Source organism: Amycolatopsis marina (genome assembly GCF_900111885.1).
In the GTDB taxonomy this organism is placed as follows: domain Bacteria; phylum Actinomycetota; class Actinomycetes; order Mycobacteriales; family Pseudonocardiaceae; genus Amycolatopsis; species Amycolatopsis marina.
This window is the reverse complement of record NZ_FOKG01000032.1, coordinates 1-17,712: the sequence shown is the minus strand read 5'-3', so window position 1 is coordinate 17,712 and position 17,712 is coordinate 1. Positions and strand designations below refer to the sequence as shown.

15 protein-coding genes are annotated in these 17,712 nt (G+C 67.0%); 4 read left to right on the top strand and 11 right to left on the bottom strand.

Going from position 1 to position 17,712, the window contains the following annotated elements; genetic code table 11:
* The first annotated feature begins 145 nt into the window (after nt 1–145).
* The gene (locus tag BM199_RS30910) at nt 146–1,411 is read left to right on the top strand and encodes a glycoside hydrolase family 16 protein (protein WP_091679261.1); all 1,266 of its coding nucleotides are present in this window, start codon (nt 146–148) and stop codon (nt 1,409–1,411) included.
* A 24-nt stretch (nt 1,412–1,435) separates the two neighbouring features.
* Here BM199_RS30910 and BM199_RS30905 read toward each other — a convergent pair whose 3' ends face one another.
* Nucleotides 1,436–2,275 carry an FAD-binding oxidoreductase gene (locus BM199_RS30905; RefSeq protein ID WP_177242870.1) on the bottom strand — a complete coding sequence of 280 codons (840 nt, stop codon included), beginning with the start codon at nt 2,273–2,275 and terminating at the stop codon, nt 1,436–1,438.
* Between the two features lie 297 nt (nt 2,276–2,572).
* On the opposite strand from BM199_RS30905, the gene BM199_RS30900 reads away from it, so the two are divergent.
* The 3 genes from BM199_RS30900 (at nt 2,573) to BM199_RS30890 (ending at nt 6,663) form a co-directional block, all read left to right on the top strand.
* Nucleotides 2,573–3,529, top strand: a complete 957-nt coding sequence (locus tag BM199_RS30900; RefSeq protein WP_091679255.1) for an alpha/beta fold hydrolase — start codon at nt 2,573–2,575, stop codon at nt 3,527–3,529.
* 276 nt (nt 3,530–3,805) lie between these two features.
* Entirely contained in the window at nt 3,806–5,104 is a 1,299-nt protein-coding gene (locus BM199_RS30895) for a PucR-like N-terminal domain-containing protein (protein ID WP_091679309.1), read from the top strand.
* 209 nt (nt 5,105–5,313) lie between these two features.
* Nucleotides 5,314–6,663, top strand: a complete 1,350-nt coding sequence (locus tag BM199_RS30890) for a PucR family transcriptional regulator (RefSeq protein ID WP_245788943.1) — start codon at nt 5,314–5,316, stop codon at nt 6,661–6,663.
* A 67-nt stretch (nt 6,664–6,730) separates the two neighbouring features.
* On the opposite strand, the gene BM199_RS30885 is transcribed toward BM199_RS30890, so the two are convergent.
* The 10 genes from BM199_RS30885 to BM199_RS30840 form a co-directional block, all read right to left on the bottom strand.
* Nucleotides 6,731–8,533, bottom strand: coding sequence for an AMP-binding protein (locus tag BM199_RS30885; RefSeq protein WP_177242869.1), 1,803 nt, complete (start codon nt 8,531–8,533; stop codon nt 6,731–6,733).
* A gap of 295 nt (nt 8,534–8,828) precedes the next feature.
* Nucleotides 8,829–9,941 carry an MCE family protein gene (locus BM199_RS30880; protein ID WP_091679247.1) on the bottom strand — a complete coding sequence of 371 codons (1,113 nt, stop codon included), beginning with the start codon at nt 9,939–9,941 and terminating at the stop codon, nt 8,829–8,831.
* Entirely contained in the window at nt 9,941–10,987 is a 1,047-nt protein-coding gene (locus tag BM199_RS30875; RefSeq protein WP_091679244.1) for an MCE family protein, read from the bottom strand. Before BM199_RS30875 ends, BM199_RS30880 begins: the two co-directional genes overlap by 1 nt.
* The gene (locus BM199_RS30870) at nt 10,984–12,036 is read right to left on the bottom strand and encodes an MCE family protein (protein ID WP_245788941.1); all 1,053 of its coding nucleotides are present in this window, start codon (nt 12,034–12,036) and stop codon (nt 10,984–10,986) included. The genes BM199_RS30875 and BM199_RS30870 overlap by 4 nt, the downstream gene beginning before the upstream one ends.
* 101 nt (nt 12,037–12,137) lie before the next feature.
* Nucleotides 12,138–13,130, bottom strand: a complete 993-nt coding sequence (locus tag BM199_RS30865) for an MCE family protein (protein ID WP_091679242.1) — start codon at nt 13,128–13,130, stop codon at nt 12,138–12,140.
* A complete protein-coding gene (locus BM199_RS30860) occupies nt 13,127–14,146 on the bottom strand; it encodes an MCE family protein (protein ID WP_091679239.1) in 1,020 nt (339 codons plus the stop codon). The genes BM199_RS30865 and BM199_RS30860 overlap by 4 nt, the downstream gene beginning before the upstream one ends.
* On the bottom strand, nt 14,143–15,426 hold the full coding sequence (locus tag BM199_RS30855) for an MCE family protein (protein ID WP_091679237.1): 1,284 nt from the start codon (nt 15,424–15,426) through the stop codon (nt 14,143–14,145). The genes BM199_RS30860 and BM199_RS30855 overlap by 4 nt, the downstream gene beginning before the upstream one ends.
* Nucleotides 15,423–16,262, bottom strand: a complete 840-nt coding sequence (locus BM199_RS30850; RefSeq protein WP_091679234.1) for an MlaE family ABC transporter permease — start codon at nt 16,260–16,262, stop codon at nt 15,423–15,425. The genes BM199_RS30855 and BM199_RS30850 overlap by 4 nt, the downstream gene beginning before the upstream one ends.
* A 1-nt stretch (nt 16,263) precedes the next feature.
* Nucleotides 16,264–17,061: an MlaE family ABC transporter permease gene (locus tag BM199_RS30845; RefSeq protein WP_091679232.1), complete on the bottom strand. Its 798-nt coding sequence runs from the start codon at nt 17,059–17,061 to the stop codon at nt 16,264–16,266.
* A partial coding sequence (locus tag BM199_RS30840) for an ATP-binding cassette domain-containing protein (protein WP_143101965.1) occupies nt 17,058–17,712 on the bottom strand: 655 nt, incomplete at its 5' end. The genes BM199_RS30840 and BM199_RS30845, both read right to left, overlap by 4 nt.

The window sequence follows — 17,712 nt, the reverse complement described above, 5'->3', positions numbered from 1 at the left end:
GCGAAAGTCGTCGGGCATCCGGGTGACGTCCTGACCCGTCGGCCCTGATCGTGATCGCCACTGTTGCCCCAGTGGTCTATACCTTGCATACTTCTGCTCGCCGCAAGCAAAAAGGTTTCGGGTTCTCCGAGCGAGAGGCGAGCACATGCGAGCGCACCCGTTTTCCCGACGACTCCGCACCGGGCTGGTTCTGGCCACGACGACCGCCGCGGCGATCGGCACGGCCACACCGCACACTCCCGCCAATGCCACCGCCAGCGACGCACAGCCTGCTGCCGTCGTCTTCGAGGACAACTTCGACGGTCCCGCGGGCTCCCCTGTGGACGGTGCCAAGTGGCAGCTCGAAACCGGTGACAACGTCAACAACCGCGAGCGGCAGTACTACACGAACAGCACACGCAACGCCGCGCTCGACGGTCAGGGTAATCTGGTCATCACCGCCCGCAAGGAGAACCCCGGCAACTTCAACTGCTGGTACGGCCGCTGCGAGTACACCTCTGCCCGGCTGAACACCGCAGGCCGCTTCAGCCATACCTATGGACACTACGAAGCTCGGATTAAGGTGTCGCGCGGCCAGGGAATGTGGCCCGCCTTCTGGATGCTGGGCAACAATTTCGGCGATGTGGGCTGGCCCGACAGCGGCGAGATCGACATCATGGAGAACGTCGGCTTCGAGCCGGCCACAATTCACGGCACCCTGCACGGACCCGGATACTCCGGCGGCGAGGGCATCGGCGCCGGATACACCCTGCCCGACGGACAGCACTTCGCCGACGCGTTCCACACCTTCGCCGTCGACTGGTCACCGAACCGGATCACCTGGTCCGTCGACGGCACCGTCTACCAGACCAGAACCCCCGCCGACCTCGACGGCGACCGCTGGGTCTTCGACCACCCGTTCTTCCTGATCCTCAACCTCGCCGTCGGCGGACAGTGGCCTGGTGACCCCGACGGCAGCACGGTGTTCCCGAACCAACTGGTGATCGACTACGTCCGCGTCACCACCGGCGACAACGGCGACCAGGGCCCGACCGGGCAGATCACCGGCCTCGACGGCAAGTGCGTCGACGTCGCGGGTGCCGACAGCGCGAACGGCACCCCGGTCCAGCTGTACGGCTGCAACGGGACCCCCGCACAGCAATGGACCGTCTCCGGCGACGGGACCATCCGCGCGCTCGGCAAATGCCTGGACGTGACGGCGGCGGGCACCGCTGACGGAACCCCCGTTCAGCTGTACGACTGCAACGGCACCGGCGCCCAGCAATGGACCGTCACGGCCGCCCGCGACATCGTGAACCTCAGCTCCGGAAAGTGCCTCGACGCCAGCGGGCACAGTTCCGCCGACGGCACACGGCTGCAGATCTGGAGCTGTACCGGCGCCGCGAACCAGAAGTGGACCGCGCCAGCCTGACGCACAGCCGGCACGCGGTGGACTTCAGCACTCGGAGCCCACCGAAACCGGCCCTCCGGGGTCCTCGATCCGCAATCGGTCACCGATACCGTGCCGTCGGTACAGCGTGCGCGCCGAGCGCGCCAACTCCGGGGAGCCGCACAGGAAGGTACTGGCTTCCCGGAACCAGGGCGCGACGACATCGAGATGCTGGACATCGAGGCGGGGAGCACCGCCGCACGCGGTCTCGACATGGATCTGAAATCCGGGACCAGCGGCCGCGAGCTGGGCGAGTTCCTCGGCTTGGACAGGCACGGAGCCATGGTGCATCAGGGCCACCCTGCCCCGGTGGCACTCGTCGGCCAACGTGCGCATCATCGACAACACGGGTGCGATGCCGACCCCCTCGCTGACCAGCAGAATATCCCCCGCGGGGGCAGCGGGGAGAGTGAACTCGCCCTCCGGAGCGGCGAGACCGACAACGGTGCCCGGGGCGGCATGGCGATACAGATACCGGGCGACCGGAACTCCACGATCGGCCTGGATGAGCAGTTCAATGCGCCCATCGGCCCGATGTTGTGAGGAGACGGGTGAGAAACAGCGGGACTTCGGCACTCCGTTGATGTCCACGGTCAACCCGACCCGCTGCCCCGCCCGGAAACCACCCCAGTCCCGGCCGGGTCGCAATTCCGCGGACAGAACGGTGTATGCGCGCCTTGACACCGAGGTGATCTCCGCGCAGGCATCCCGGACCGTGATCAATGGATGCGCGAGCTCGAAGAACTGGTCGACCCCCGTGGGAGTGGCCAACTGCCGGAGACGGATCGGCTCGAACCTCGTCCACCACGGCGCGGGAATGCCACGTCCGGCCGGCCTTACGAACACTGCCCCTCCACTGAACCGGTGAATGACTCGCTACGCGACGCACAGCAAGTTTGTTGGTGCCAGAGTGGACTGTCAAATAGGCGCCCTGTGACCAGGCGTACAGAAAATACGACACCCACTCATGTTCGAGTTGCCCGAAGGCACCGGACGCCTCAGGCAATCCCGTGATTAGCACCCCTATACGAACACAGGCGACTGAAACCGTGTCGTTCTTCCTTGTTTCGCATGTTTTTTACTCGGCTTTCCGGCCAGACGGCGGGGTGCGCTAGCTTGGCGCGAAACCGGAAAGGTGAGCGGATGACAATCAACAAGCGAAACGTCACCCTGCATGGGCACACAATGAATTTCTGGGAATACCGTCCCGCCGTCCGGTCGGCCGAATCCGACGGCGACGTCCTCGTGTTCGTCCACGGAATCGCGGGCAGTGCCCGAACCTGGCTGCCCCTGCTGCACGAACTCGACCGGCGCGGCGTCGCGCGCAGGGTCATCGTGCCCGACCTGCTCGGTCACGGGGAGTCCGCGACACCCCGTGGGGACTACTCGCTGGGCGCCTTCGCTAGCGCGATCCGGGACCTGCTGGTGCTACTGGGCCTGCGGCACGCCACGGTCGCCGGACACTCCCTCGGTGGCGGGGTGGCGATGCAGTTCGCGTACCAGTACCCCGAGATGTGCGGCAGGCTCGTCCTGATCTCGAGCGGAGGCCTCGGCAAAGAGGTGAGCGGGGTACTGCGGGCCACCGCGATACCCGGGACCAAGGCGGTCCTCGCCCTGCTGGTCAACCGGGCAACACTGGCGACGGGCCACGCCGCGGCGGCGGCGCTGGGCCGTGCGCTCGGCGGGCGTCTCGACACCGAGAGCCGCGAACTGGTCGCACACCTCGCCTCGCTCGCCGACCCCGGGCGACGGACCGCCTTCCTCAGTACCGTCCGCGGACTGCTCGACCTGCGAGGACAGCGTGTCAGTGCGCACGACCGGCTCTACCTCTCGGCCGCCGTTCCGACGCTGATCGTCTGGGGCGCACGGGACTGGATGATCCCGGCGCGACACGGACGCGAGGCCGCCGGGCTGATGCCCGGCAGCCGCATCGAGGTCCTGCCGATGGCGCGGCATTTTCCACACGCGGCCGAACCGGCTCATGTCGCCACGATCCTGAACGCCTTCCTCAACGAGACCGAACCGGCACGGTTGAATCTTGAAGAACTCGCTGCCGTGCTTCTCGCGGGCGGCCAAGCCACGGTTCAGCACAGCGGGTGAGCATCTTTTTTGTCACCTGGAGACGATCCGGCGCAGAAAAAAACTCACCGCTTCACTCGAAGTGATGAAGCGTCAGAATATCTTCGTATGCGTTCCGTCAGGGCCTGTTGACAGCCATACTCGGCGGTAATTATGTTACCCGGACCACAAAAACTGGTAGGACTTCGGCAGGGAAGTCCCCGATTTTGTTGTGACACAGGGGTAACGATGACGATGAACCTGAGCGGGCAAGGCGTGCGCAACGAAGAAGCGCGGAACGGACTCGCGTCTAACTCGATGGGTACAACAGTCAGCCATGCAGGTGACAAACGACCCCGTTCTGTCACTCCCCGTCCCAGATCTGGAGAAGGAGCAATCGCCAGCGGAATCGGCAGGGCGGACCGTTTGTGGTCCTCCCTGCCCAGGGATCTCGCGGTTCGGTTTCGGCCGCACGCGGACCGGATGGCCCGGGACATTCTGCGGGAGATCCAGCGAGTCGTCCCGGAATACGCACAGCCACTCGACGGCCCGTTCGGCGAGATCATCACCCGTGGCGTCGGGCAGTCGATCCTGCACTGCATCGACAACATCGGTAATCCGGCCGCGCCGAAGGAAAACTGGATGCAGGTCTTCCGGCACCTCGGCAAGATCGAGTTCAGCGAAGGGCGCAGCCTCGACTGTCTCCAGACGGCCTACCGGGTCGGCGGCAGGGTCGCCTGGCGACACGTCGCGGAGTTCGGTCAACGGCACGGCGTCTCGACCGACACCCTCTGTGTGGGCGCCGAGGCCATCTTCGCCTACGTCGACGAGATCTCGGCGTTGTCGATCCAGGGATACACCGCTGCCCAGGCCAAGGCCGCGGGCACGACGGCACGCCGAAGACGGCGTCTGCTCGAACTGATCCTGGCCGACCCACCAGCGTCCCCGCAGGCAATCGCGAACCTGGCTGCCACCGCCCGTTGGAAGCTCCCGGAATGGGTCACCATGGTCGCCCTCGAACCACGGGACGACCGGCCCGACCCGGCTGGCCCCGCACTCGGCGGTGATGTCCTGGTCGATCTAGAGAGCGCCCAGCCCTGCCTGCTGACCCCGGACGACGTGAACGAACCCGGCGAACTCGATGTGCAACTGCAGGGCTGGCGGGCGACCATCGGCCCGAGGGTGCGGCTGAGCGACGCCCTGGTGTCCCTGCGCTGGGCCCGAAGGGCGATGGACCTCGTCCGCCGCGACATCATCGCGGACGCGCCGGTTATCCGGTGCACCGATCACCTCGCCACGATGTGGCTGCTCACCGACGAGTTCCTGGTTCGGGAACTGAGCACCAGGTGTCTCGCGCCGTTCGACTCCCTCACGGTGAAGCAACGCGCGCGGCTGAGCGAGACCCTGCTCGCCTGGCTGCAGTCCCGCGGAAGCGCACCGGAACTGGCCAACAAGCTCAACGTCCACCCCCAGACGATTCGCTACCGCATGCACCAGCTGGAGGAGCTCTTCGGCGACCGGCTGCACGACCCGGAAGCACGTCTTGAGATGGAGATCGCGCTGCGCGCCGAACGACTCACCGGCTCCCGTCAGCGGGGGCAGAAAGCACACTCATGACGGCATGTGTTTTTCACTGGTCAAATAGCACCTGCAACACAATTTCGACGAGCAGCATTCGGTCCACATAATCCTTTCACAAGGACCATTGCATCGGCATTGATTCCATATGGATTCGGCGTTAGCGGCGCGGTACGTTGACCACGGGGAAGGATCCGGTCTGGTCACCGGTCCGGGGAATCCGCTGACACCGAATGTGGGGAATCCGAGTGACCGATTCGCCGAACGACGCTTCCATCGCGCGACCGGAACGTGTCGACGCCACCTACGACTCACTGCTGGCGCCGTCGACACCGCCCTCCGTGGGATCCGGCGATGCGGGGGGCAGGACCGTGCAACTCTGGGCCCTGCTCCCCCGCGACCTCGCCCAGATCCTGCGCCCCGGGGTGCTTGATCTCGCCGACGAGGTGCTCGAGGAGATCCAGAGCGCGGTGCCCGACTACGCACGCCCACTCGAAGGCCAGTTCGGCACGACGATCACCTCTGGTGTGCAGCAGGCGATCCTGGAGTTCGTCGACCGGCTCGGCGATCCCTCCGCTCCCCGCGCCGACCGCAGTCAGGTCTTCCACCGACTCGGCCAGCACGAACTGCACCAGGGTCGCAGCCTCGATGTACTCCAGACCGCCTACCGCGTCGGCGCACGGGTGGCCTGGCGGCGGATGGCCGAGGTTTCGGCGAAGGCCGGCGTGCCCACGTCCACCCTCTGTCTACTCGCCGAGGCGATGTTCGCGTACATCGACGAACTGTCGGCGTTGTCGGTGGAGGGGCAGGCAGCCGCCCAGGAAAGGGCGGCAGGCACGCTGGAACGGCGCAGGCGGATGCTGCTCGACGTCGTACTCGGCCAGTCCGCGACACCTCCGCAGGCACTGGCCGCGCAGGCGACGGCCGCTCGCTGGCCCATCCCCGACCAGGTCGTCGCGATCGCCCTCGCCCCCCGCGCGAACGACGACTGGGCGGCGCCACCACTGGGCGACGACGTGCTGATGGACCTGGAAGGCAACGCTCCCTGCCTGGTACTGCCCTCTCCGGAGTCGCAGCGGCGCGAGACGATAGAGCGGGCCCTGGCAGGCTGGCGCGCGGCCGTGGGACCCGAAGTGCCGCTGGCGGAGGCGGCACGTTCCCTGCGCTGGGCCCGCCACGCGCTGGAACTGGTGCACACCGGCGTGCTGCCGGACACCCCCGTCACCTGGTGTGCGGATCACCTCGCCGATCTGTGGCTGATGCAGGATCCCTTTCTGGCGCGGGAACTGGTGGCCCGGACGCTGGCACCACTGCGACCGCTCACCGGAAAGCAGCGCGAGCGGCTGTCCGACACACTGCTCGCCTGGCTGGAGACACGCGGCAACGTGCGGGTGGTGTCGCGGCAGCTGGCCGTGCACCCGCAGACGGTGCGTTCGAGGGTCCAGGAACTCGACACCCTCTTCGGATCCGATATAGACGATCCACAGCAGCGCTTCGAGCTGTTACTGGCCCTGCGGGCACAACGGGCTATGCGTAACGCCGAACGAAGCGCACCCGTACCGGGCGACGTGAACGCCGGTGCGCCGAACAGGCCCTGAAAGCGCGCTCGGATGTCCCTCATATGACATTGGGGACATTCTCCGTGGGGAACGGCACGCCTACTCCCTACTCCTGCCAGCCGGATCCGAGCCCGCCCGCGAGGTAACGTTCCCGGCACCGTGCCCGCGCGGCCGTCCCGCCGGGGGTCCTGGGCAGCAGTCCCGGCCCGAGCAGCAGTACTTCACGCAGCGCGAGACCGTGTTCCACGGCCACCGCCCTGCGGATCGCGGCCGCCACCTCCGCTTCGTCGAGCTCCTCGACGAACACCCAGGTCGCGCGTTCGGCGACCAGCACCGCCCTGGGGCCGTCGTCGAACAGCGCGGTGAACGCGCACACCTGGTGAGCCGCGATGGCGGGATGTGCCGATTCGGCCGTGGCCTCCACATCCTGCGGATAGTGACTGCGGCCGTCGACGGTGAGTACGTCACTGACCCTGCCCGTCACATAGAGCTGCCCGCCGTACTGCACCCCGAGGTCACCGGTGCGCAACCACCAGCACGGTTCGCCCGCTTCGGCAGCGCCCGCGAGCAGCACGCAGAACGTCTCCGTGGAGGCCTCCGAGCGCCGCCAGTAGCCGCGTGCCACGTTCGGCCCGCTGACCCAGATCTCACCGACCCTGCCGTCGGGGACCGGAGTGCGCGTAGCCGTGTCGACGACGCAGACCTGTTGCCTGCGTGGCACCCCGGCCGCGACGAGCGTGACGGCGTCCACCTCTCCCGGTACCGTGGGCACCGCGCGGCCCAGTGCGAGTTGCGCACGGTAGAACGCGGTCTCGGTGTGCTCGCCCTCGGTGGCGGCCACGAGTGCGGTCGCCTCAACGAGGCCGTAGCACGGGCGGTAGACCCACGGGCGCAATCCGTACTCGGCGAACGCGGCGGTGAACCGGTTCGCGACTTCGGGCCGAACCGAGTCGCCCACATCGGCCAGCGCCGCGACCCCATGCAGTCGCAGCTCCGCCCGGTCCCGTAACGCGATGCGCGAAACGCAGAACGCGTACGCGGCATTGGGGGCCGCGCCGACAGCGCCCGGGTAGTTCGCCAGCGCGCGCAGCCAGTTCAGGGGATCGTCGTGGAACGCCGAGGGATGCAGCAGTACCGTCTGGATACCGGCGACCAGCGGGGTCAGCAGACCGAGCAGCAGACCGAGATGCTCGAACAACGGCAACCAGCTGACCGAGGTGTTGTGCCCGCGCCGAATCCCGAGCGCCCCGGCAGCTTGGCGGGCGCCCGCCACCAGATTGGCCTGGCTGAACATCACCGCGCTCGCCCTGCCCACCGCCTGAGCCTGGTACTGCAGGCACGCCAGGTCGTCCGGCCCCGGCTCGGGACAGGGCGGAACTCCACCACGCAGCGGCGGGAGCGTGTCGACCGCCGCGAGCTGCACGGGCGCGCGGCGGAACTCGTCCACAAAGGACTTGGTTGGCCCCAGCAGGTTCGAGGTGGTCAGAATGACGCTCGGATCGGCGTCGAGGACAGCGTTCGCCAGTTGCCTGCACGATTCCCCTCGGGCGGGCGGGAACAGCGGAACCGCGATCAGTCCGGCACGGATGACGCCGAGCAACGCGACCACGTAGTCCGCACCCTGGTCCATCAGCAGGGCGGCGCGCTGGCCCGGCCTGCATGTCCGACGCAGGAACGCGGCCAGGTCACCGGTCCGGCGATCGAGTTCGCGCCAGGTGAGCGTGCCGGCACGGGCATGTGGCTTGCCTCGGTGATCCAGCACGGTCAGTGCGGGGTCGGTGCCGTGAGCGCGCGCCCATGCGGCAAGGATCGCCGGAAGTGTGTCGCGGAACCCGTCATCCTGCCAGGACGGCGGCATCTCGATCGGCGTGCCCTGAACAGAAGCCGTGAGCGGAGAAGTGCTGTGCATCATTCCTCGCGAGGGATTTCGGACGACCGGACGAAACGGGATCAGCCAGTGGTCGTTGGTTCATACAGCACACGGATCTGACACCGGAGAACCAATTTCCTTTCGGCAGTTGATTCTTCAGTCGGGCCCCACCCGATCCAGCCATCTGGATGATGTTGCCACCGTACCGCCTGCTCCACATGGCCTACAAGTAATTCCACGTGCTGAAAGCAGACCCAAGACCGATACAAAAGTTATTGGCATTTCTTGACAAGATCGACCGGTTAATTGTGCTCTCGCTCAGGAGCACGGTGGTTCACCGGCCGGGCCTCGGGGCGTTCCGGGAACCCCGCACACCGGTGATGTCCCCCTTCGGCAGACTGCAGTGCGCGGCCGTGTTCAGCGGCCCCCCGCCGGAGGTGTCCAGCCCGTTGCGATACGGCGTCGAGCCGTACCCGCTGGTACACGGCGGCGGGTCGGAGAAAGTCAGGGCCAGTCCGAAGTGTGCTCCGTCGGCACGGACGACGGACGAACCCGCCGCGATCGCCTGCGGTGTCATCACCAACAGCTGTTCCAGCCCGCGCTGCCTGACCTCGAGCACGGTGGACGTTGACAACAGGTTCGCCATCAGCACACCAAGGTTCGGGCCGCTCTGCCGGACGAGCTGGGTCACCTCCCGCGCTGCCGGCGCGACCGCGGGAATGAGCTCGCGGATGTCGGAGTCGGACTTCTTGAGCTGGGCCGCCAGCAGCGCCGCGTTCCGCGCGAAGGACCGAATCGCGTCGGACTGTTCGACCTGGGTGGTCAGTACGGTATCGGCGTCGGTGACCAGACTCGTCACGTCCGGTATGTGTTCGGTCGCGGTCTCGATGAAGTCGATCCCGCTGTCGAGCAGGACCTCCAGGTTCGGCCCCGCCCCGGAGGTCGCTTCGTACAGTTCGTCGACGACGATACGCAGGGACTCCTTCGGCACTGATTCGACGAACAGGTCCAGGTTGCCCAGCACGGCGTCCACCGAAAGCGGAACGTCGGTGTCGGCCTGTTCGATGACCGATCCCTCGGTGAGCATCGGCCCGGCCGCCTGCCGCGGGCGCAGGTCGACGTACTGTTCCCCGGCCGCGGACCGGCTGGCCACGACGGCAGTCAGATCGGCCGGGATCTCCGGGGCACTGGGATCGATGTCGAGATCGGCCTCCATCCCGGCCTCCGTCAGCCGCAGCTCACCGACACGGCCGACCGTGACGCCACGGTAGGTCACCTCCGAGTTGGTGAACATGCCGCCGCTGGTGGCGAACCTGGCGGTGACCGTGTACCCGCTGTCCCACAGCATCTTGTGCAGGCCGACGTACTTGGCTCCGACATAGCTGACGCCCAGCAACGCGATCACCACGAAAATCGTGACCTGCAGGCGAACGAGTCTGGTCAACATCAGCGCACACCTCCCGCTCCGCTGGTGCGGGTGTTGAAGTCCAGGAACGAGTTGAGGTAGTCGCCCCTGATGGCGTCCAGCGCGACGTCCGGGAACGGGAACGTGAGCAGCGTCTGCATCGCGGCGGGAAGGGCCGCACCGGATTCGGCGAGTTCCCGCAACGTCGGTTCGAGGGCCGTCAGGTCGGCAACCAGGTCGTCCTTGGTCCGGTTCACGGTGTCCACGGCGACATCGCTGAGATCCGCGAGCGCCGTGAGCATGGCGACAAGTGCTTCTCGCTGCTCCGAAAGAGCTTCCACGCCGGGTGTGAGGTCGGTGAGCACCTCGTCGATCTGCGCCGTACGTGCGGCGAGCGTGCCCGCCAGCTCGTTCACCCCGTCCAGTGCCCTGCTGATCTCGGCCTTGTGCTCGTCGAGGCCGGTGACGAACTCGTCCAGATTTCCGATCAGCGAGCGGGCGGCGCTCTCATTGCCGGAGAGCGCGGCGTTCAACTCCCGATTGATGGTCTTGATCTGCGCGATCCCGCCACCACCGAGCAGCAGTGACAGGGCACCGAAGACCTCCTCGATCTCCGTGCCCCGTTCCGTGCGCTCCACCGGAATCACCGCGCCGTCACCGAGTTCGCCGGTCGGCGTCCCCAGCTCGGGTGGCGCCAGCTCGACGAACTTCTCCCCGAGCACACTGGTCTGGCGTAGGCGGGCCACCGCGTTGGCGGGCAGTTCCACCGCACCGTTGACCGCGAGCGTGAGTAGCGCCGTCCTGCCGTCCTCGGCGAGTTCGACCCGCTCCACCGCGCCGACGGCGACGTCGTTCACCTTCACCCCGGACTGCGGAACGAGATCCAGCACGTTGGTGAACTCCGCGATCACGCGGTAGGGCCGTGGGCCGAGGTCCGCACCACCGGGCAGCGGAACGTCGTACATGCCGTCGAAACCGTCCCTGCCGCACCCGGTGACCAGCACCAGCAGGACCGTGAGTGCCGTCGCCCGCGCCCTTCCCCTGCGCCGCCACACGGGCCTCTCGGTTTTCGCGAATCTGTTGGTCATCGCGCACCCCCTGCCGAGCGCAGCGTCCCGGTCAGCGGCAGCGGCAGCGCGGGCGAGCCGGATCCGCCGCCGTTCAGTTCGGGGAACTCGAGCAGATTGGCTCTCGCGTCGATCGTTCCCGAACGCGGGTTGTAGGCCTGCACCAGATTGGTCAGTGCGTTCGGCGCGGTGTCCAGCGCCTCGGAAAGGGAGGCCTTCTGCTCCACCAGCACTCCGGCGATGCCGGCCAGCTTGTCCACGTTGGACTTGATCTTGCCCCGGTTGTCCCTGACGAAACCCTGTACCGCGCCGACGGCATCGGTCAGTTCCGCCAGTGCGGCGGCGAGGTCATCCCGATCCTCGGCGAGGACACCGCTGATCGAGGCCAGCTGCTCGGTGAACTGCTCGACCTGACCGTCGTTCGCGGCGAGCATCGCGGTGAACTTGCTCAGGTTCTCCACCGTGCCGAACAGATCGTCCTTCGACCCACTCAACGTTCGCGCCAGTTCGCCGAGCTGCCGGATCGACTCCCCGAGCGGCTTGCCGTTGCCCGCCAGCGTGCTGGCCCCCTGCTCCAGCACCTCGCTGACCGCTCCCTCGGAGTTGGCTCCCTTCGGTCCCAGTGCGACGGTGAGTTCGTTGAGGCTCTCGAACAGCTCGTCCACCTCGACCGGGGTCGCGGTACGTGAGAGTGGGATGTGCGTCCCGTCCGCGAGCTCCGGCCCGCCGGAGTAGACCGGGGCGAGCTGCACGTACCGGTCCGCGACGACGCTCGGAGTGATCACCATCGCGCCCGCTTCCGCGGGGATCTTCACCTCCTCCTCGACGGTCATCCGGACCTCGACGCGGTCGCCACGCGGCTCTACCGACTCCACTGTGCCCACGACGACGCCCAGCACCCGGACATCCGACGCCGGGTAGATGCCGACCGTGCTGGTGAAGGACGCGGTCACCTGCTTTCCAGTGTCGACGGCCAGGACCACCCAGGTCGCCGCGGCGAGCAGGACGACCACGGCGCCCGCCGCGATGAGCCGGAGTCTGCCGCGTGGCCCGCGCCCCTGCGCCGGCACCCGCTTCTCCGCCTGCCCCCCGGAAGGCCTCGCCGGTACCGGACGCATCCGCAGCGTCCGCGTGAGCTTTCCGCGATCTGGTCGCCTGGTTCGCTTGCCCATCAACGGCCCCCGTTCCTCGGCGGAATGCAACTGCCCGGCTGCTGCGCGGGTACCAGGCCGCAGATGTAGCCCTCCACCCATCGGCCGTTGCCGACCGCGTTGCCGACGAGCCGGTAGAACGGCCCGGCAAGGCGCAGGCTCTCGGTCAGCTTGTCCTGGTTGCGCCGCAGCACCGTCGCCACCCGGTCGAGCTGGTCGAGCGCGGGACCGAGAGTTGCCTGGTTGTCGGCCACCAGGCCCTGCAACTCCTCGGCGAGATCGCGGGTACCGGTGAACAGCCTGCCGATCGCGTCCTTGCGCGCGTTCAGCTCGGTCAGCAGGATGTTGCCGTTCTTGATCAGCGACTCGAACTGCCCTGTGCGATCACCGATGGTCGTGGTGATCTCGTTGGTCTCCGCGAGCAGCGTCCGTAGGTCCTCGTCCCTGGACGCGAGGGTGCGCGAGACCGCGGACATCCCGTCAAGCGCGGAGTGCACGTCCTCCGGCGCGGTGGCGCCGAGGGTGTCCGACAGCGTGCGAAAGGCCTCCGCCAGCTGATCGGTGTCGATCGCACCCGCCGCGGTCGCCAGATCCCCGAACGCCTCGTTGACGTCGTAGGGCGAGGTGGTGCGCTCCCGTGGGATCGGCTGCGCCGGATCGAGGTTGCCCCTGCCCAGCGGATCGAGAACCAGGTTCTTCTGACCGAGCAGCGTTTTGATCTTGATGCCGGCCGTCGTCCTGTCGCCGAGCCAGATGCCGGAGACGGTGAACGTCACCGTGGCGTGGTCGTCCTCCAGTTCGATACGGTCCACCTCGCCGACCTTGACTCCCGCGACCCGCACCTCGTCCCCCGAGCGCAGGCCGGCCGCCTCGGTGAACTGGGCGGTGTAGGTGGTTCCCCCGCCGATGATGGGCAGATCGTCCGCCTGATACACGACCAACCCCAGAACCAGCATCACCAACGCGCCGATGCTGCCGACCGTCACCGGATTGCGCTCGTGGAAGGACTTCATCGCCTGCACCTCGCTTGTGTCACGGGCACCCCGACGGGTGGACCGCCAGGTGCCGGCGCCGCATCCGACGACGCTTCGCAGAGATAGAAGTTGAACCAGGAGCCGTAGGAAACCAGCGTGCCGATCCGGTCGTACTTCACCGGCAGGTTGCCGAGGAACTTCTCGAACACGGCGGTGTTGTCGGCGAGATTGCCTGAGAGATCACCGAGTGCGGTGATGCTCCGTTTCAGTGGCGCCCGTCCCTCCTCCAGCAACTCCGCGGTGCTGTCCGCGAGATCGCCGAGTCCACCGATCGCCGCGCCGATGGGCTTGGCATCCTCCGCGAGTCCCTTGACGAGTTGCTCGGTGGTAGTGACCAACGTGGAGAGCTGGTCACCCTTGGCGTTCACCGACTCCAGCACGGTGTTCAGGTTGGCGATCACCTCACCGATCACCTTGTCCTTGTCGGCCAGGGTGGATGTCAGTGATGCGGTGTGCCGCAGGAAGCTGTCCAATGTGGCACCTTCGCCCTGCAGGACCTGGATGATCTCGTAGGAGAGCTGGTTCACCTCGTCCGGCGACAGTGCCTCGAACAGTGGCTTGAAGCCGTTGAACATCGCCGTCAGGTCGAGCGCGGGGCTGGTCCGCTCCAGCGGAATGTGCGCCCCCGGTTCCAGCTTCTCCCCGTCCGCCTCCGGCCCCTGATCCACCGCGAGGTAGCGCTGGCCGACCAGATTGCGGTAGCGGATGTCCACCGTGGCCGAAGCGTTCAGCTCGCGGCCGGCCTCGAAGGAGAACCGCACGTCGGCGAATCGCCGATCGACAACGATCACCTCGTCCACCTGGCCGACCCGGACACCAGCCATCCGGACGTCGTCCCCCGGATTGACCGAGGTGACGTCGGTGAATCTGGCCGTGTAGTAAACGGCATCGCCGACACCGACGTTGGCGATCGTGACAGCCAGTACCGCGGCGGCCATCGAGGTGACCACGAAGAAGATCGCTCCCTTGATCAGTGGGCCCCAGAATCCGGTCATCGCAGTGTCACCTCGGTTCCGCGCAACAGCGGCCCCAGCAACATGCCGCTCCAGCCCGCCACCTCGGGCGGGGTGACGCCGAGCACCGGTGCCATCAGTTCGGCCATGAGTTGTCGCTCGTACGGTGAGTTCTCGATGGGGATGGACTGCAGCGCGAGCGGGAGGGACGCCGCGGCCCTGGGCGCGGGCCCACCGGCGGCCGCTCGCCTTCCCTGCCCTGGAGCGCTTCCCGGCGGGTAACACCGTGGCCCGCCACCGGCGTTGTAAACCGGGGCGTCCCTGCCTGGAACGTACTTGCCCCGCGGCTGCTGGACACTCAGCTTGACGTGCAGCCCCGGTTCTCCAGTCCCCGCGCCGAACGCCTTCTCCAGCAACGGTGTCAACCGGTTCACCGAGTCGAACAGGCAGGGGAAGGAAGGCGAGTATTTCGCCAGCAGTTCCAGTGTCGGCCTGCTCGACTCGGTAAGCCCGATGAGGCTGTTGCGGTTGTCTCGGAGGAAGGCGCCGAGTTCCCTCGCGGCCGTGCGCACCTCGGCGTACAGGGCGTCCAGACTTTCCCGCTCGTCCGCGATCGTCCGGCCGGTCACCGTCAGATCCGCCAGTGCCTGCAAAATTTCCGGCGCCACATCCGTGTACAGCTCAGCCACGTCCGCGGTGCCGCTGATCGCCTCCTTGAACTGCGGCATCAGCGGATTCGTTTCGGCAAGCAGGCGGTCGAGGCCCACGATGCTCTCGCCCAGCGCCTCACCACGGGTGTCCAGCGCCTGAGCCACCGCGCCCAGCGAGGCGGAAAGCTTCTGCGGCTGTACGGCTTCCAGCAACGGCAGCAGGTTGCCGAGTACACGCTCCAGCTCGATCGCGTTCTCCGACCGGTCCTGGGGAATGACGTCACCCGCGGCAAGACTGTGCGGATCGGGTTGATCCGGGAGCACGAGGCTGACATAACGCTCCCCGAACACTGTCTTCGGCAACAGCCGTGCCGAGACGTTCCGGGGCAGCTGGTCGATCTTGGCCGGGTCCATCGCCAGCTCGATCTCGGCTCCGGCCGGCGTGGTCCGCACGTCCCTGACTTCGCCGAAGGGGACGCCTCGTACCTTCACCTCCGCGTTCTCGTCCAGCTGCATCCCGACCCGATCGGCACGCAGGATCACCGAGTCCACAGTGGTGAAGCGCTTCTCGTACACGGCGACCGCGAACCACAGCATCAGCGCCAGCACCAGGAAGAAGATGACGCCCGCGAACTGCGTACCCAGCCGTTTGCGCGTGTCGCCCGCCGTCATCCCGCCACCTGCACAGTCGTGTTCGCGCCCCAGATCGCCAGGCTCAGGAACAGATCCAGCACACTGATCAGCACGATCGAGGTCCGCACGGCGCGCCCGACCGCGACACCGACTCCCGCGGGGCCGCCCGAAGCGCGATACCCGTAGAAGCAGTGCGTCAGGATCACCGCCACGCTGAACACCAGTACCTTCCCGAACGACCAGAGCACGTCCTCCGGTGGCAGGAAGAGGGTGAAGTAGTGGTCGTAGTTGCCTCCCGACTGGCCGAAGAGCCACACGGTGACCTGCCGGGAAGCCACATAGGACACCAGAAGACCGATCACGTAGAGCGGGATCACCGCGACGAACCCGGCGATGATCCGGGTGGTGACCAGGAACGGCATACTGCGAACCGCCATCACCTCGAGCGCGTCGATCTCTTCCGAGATGCGCATCGCACCGAGCTGGGCGGTGAAGCCGGAGCCGACCGTCGCCGAGAGCGCGAGCCCGGCGGCCAGCGGGGCGATCTCCCTGGTGTTGAAGAAGGCGGTCATGAATCCGGTCAGCGCCGAGATGCCGATCTGGTTCAGCGCACTGAATCCCTGCAGCCCGACCGTGACCCCGGTGAAGATGCAGAGACCCACCATGACGCCGATGGTCCCGCCGATCACCGCGAGTGCCCCGGTACCGAAGGTGACCTCGGCGAGCAGCCGTACCACCTCGCGGAAGTAGTGCCGCAGGGCGAGCGGTACCGCGCCCAGCGCCTTGAGATAGAACAAGAGCTGGTCGCCCAGGTTGAACAGCGCGTTTCCCGGACGGCTCAGGGTCCTTTTCGCCCGCTCGGCGACGGTGGTCACGTCAGGTTCCCTTCGCCGGCACCAGCTGCAGGTACAGCGCGGTGATCACGGTGTTGACGAAGAACAGCAGCAGGAAGGTGATGACCACGGACTGGTTCACCACATCGCCGACGCCCTTGGGGCCGCCCCTGGGATTGAGCCCCCGGTAGGACGCGACGACACCGGCCAGGAAGCCGAAGATGAACGCCTTGATCATGCTGACCCAGAGGTCCGGTAGCTGCGCGAGCGCGTTGAAGCTGGCGAGGTAGGCGCCCGGTGTCCCGCCCTGCACAATGACGTTGAAGAAGTAGCCACCTGCCACCCCGACCACGCTGACCAGCCCGTTCAACAGGACCGCCGCGACGATCGCGGCGAGTACCCTCGGCACGATCAGCCGATGGATCGGCGAGACGCCGAGCACCTTCATCGCGTCGATCTCCTCGCGGATCGTCCGCGAACCCAGATCGGCGCAGATCGCGGAACCGCCTGCTCCGGCGACGATGAGCGCGGTGACGATGGGGCTCGCCTGCTGGACCACCGCGAGCACACTGGCCGCGCCGTTGAAGGACTCGGCGCCGAGTTGGCGGGTGAGCGACCCGAGTTGCAGGGAGATGACCGCACCGAAGGGGATCGCCACCAGGATCGCCGGGGCGATGGAGACACTGGCGATGAACCAGAACTGCTGGACGAACTCCCGCAACTGGAACGGTCGGCGGAACATGGCGACGACAACGTCGAGGCCGAGGGAGAACATCTGGCCGAACTCGCGTATCGCCGACCGGACCGCACTCACTCCTGGCAGGGATGTGGGTGCCGTCATCGGAGCCTCCCGCTCGCCTCTTCCATGGCAGCCCTTCGGTGGCTCGACAACGGTTTCAGCCCGTAGCGCGCTCGTTCCTCCGGTTCGAGGCTGGCGATGACGCCGTGCTGGGCCAGCGCCGGAAGGGTGTGCAGCACCCGCATCACCCGGTCCTTGCGCCGCCGGACGGCGTCGCGGTGAGGCAGTCCGGGGGTCGGCACGAGCTGGGGCGCGACGCCGCGCACGTCCTCGTCCCCGGAGCCGTCGGAGTGCCCGGCATCGGCCTGGGCCTGCTCGCGGGCCATCTGGGCGGAGTCCTTTTCCTCGCTCATCCCGATGGGACCCAGTCGGCGACCGTTGAGGAACTGCTCCACCACCGGCTCGTCCGAGGTCAGCAACACCTCCCGCGGCCCGAACATCACTAACTCCTTGCGGAACAACATCCCCAGGTTGTCCGGCACCGTCCGAGCCACGTTGATGTTGTGCGTCACGATCAGAATCGTCGCGTCGATCTGCGCGTTCAGATCAATCAGCAACTGCGACAAATACGCCGTCCGAACCGGATCCAAACCCGAATCCGGTTCATCACACAGAATGATCTCCGGATCCAGCACCAACGCCCGCGCCAACCCCGCACGCTTACGCATGCCACCGGAAATCTCCCCCGGCAAC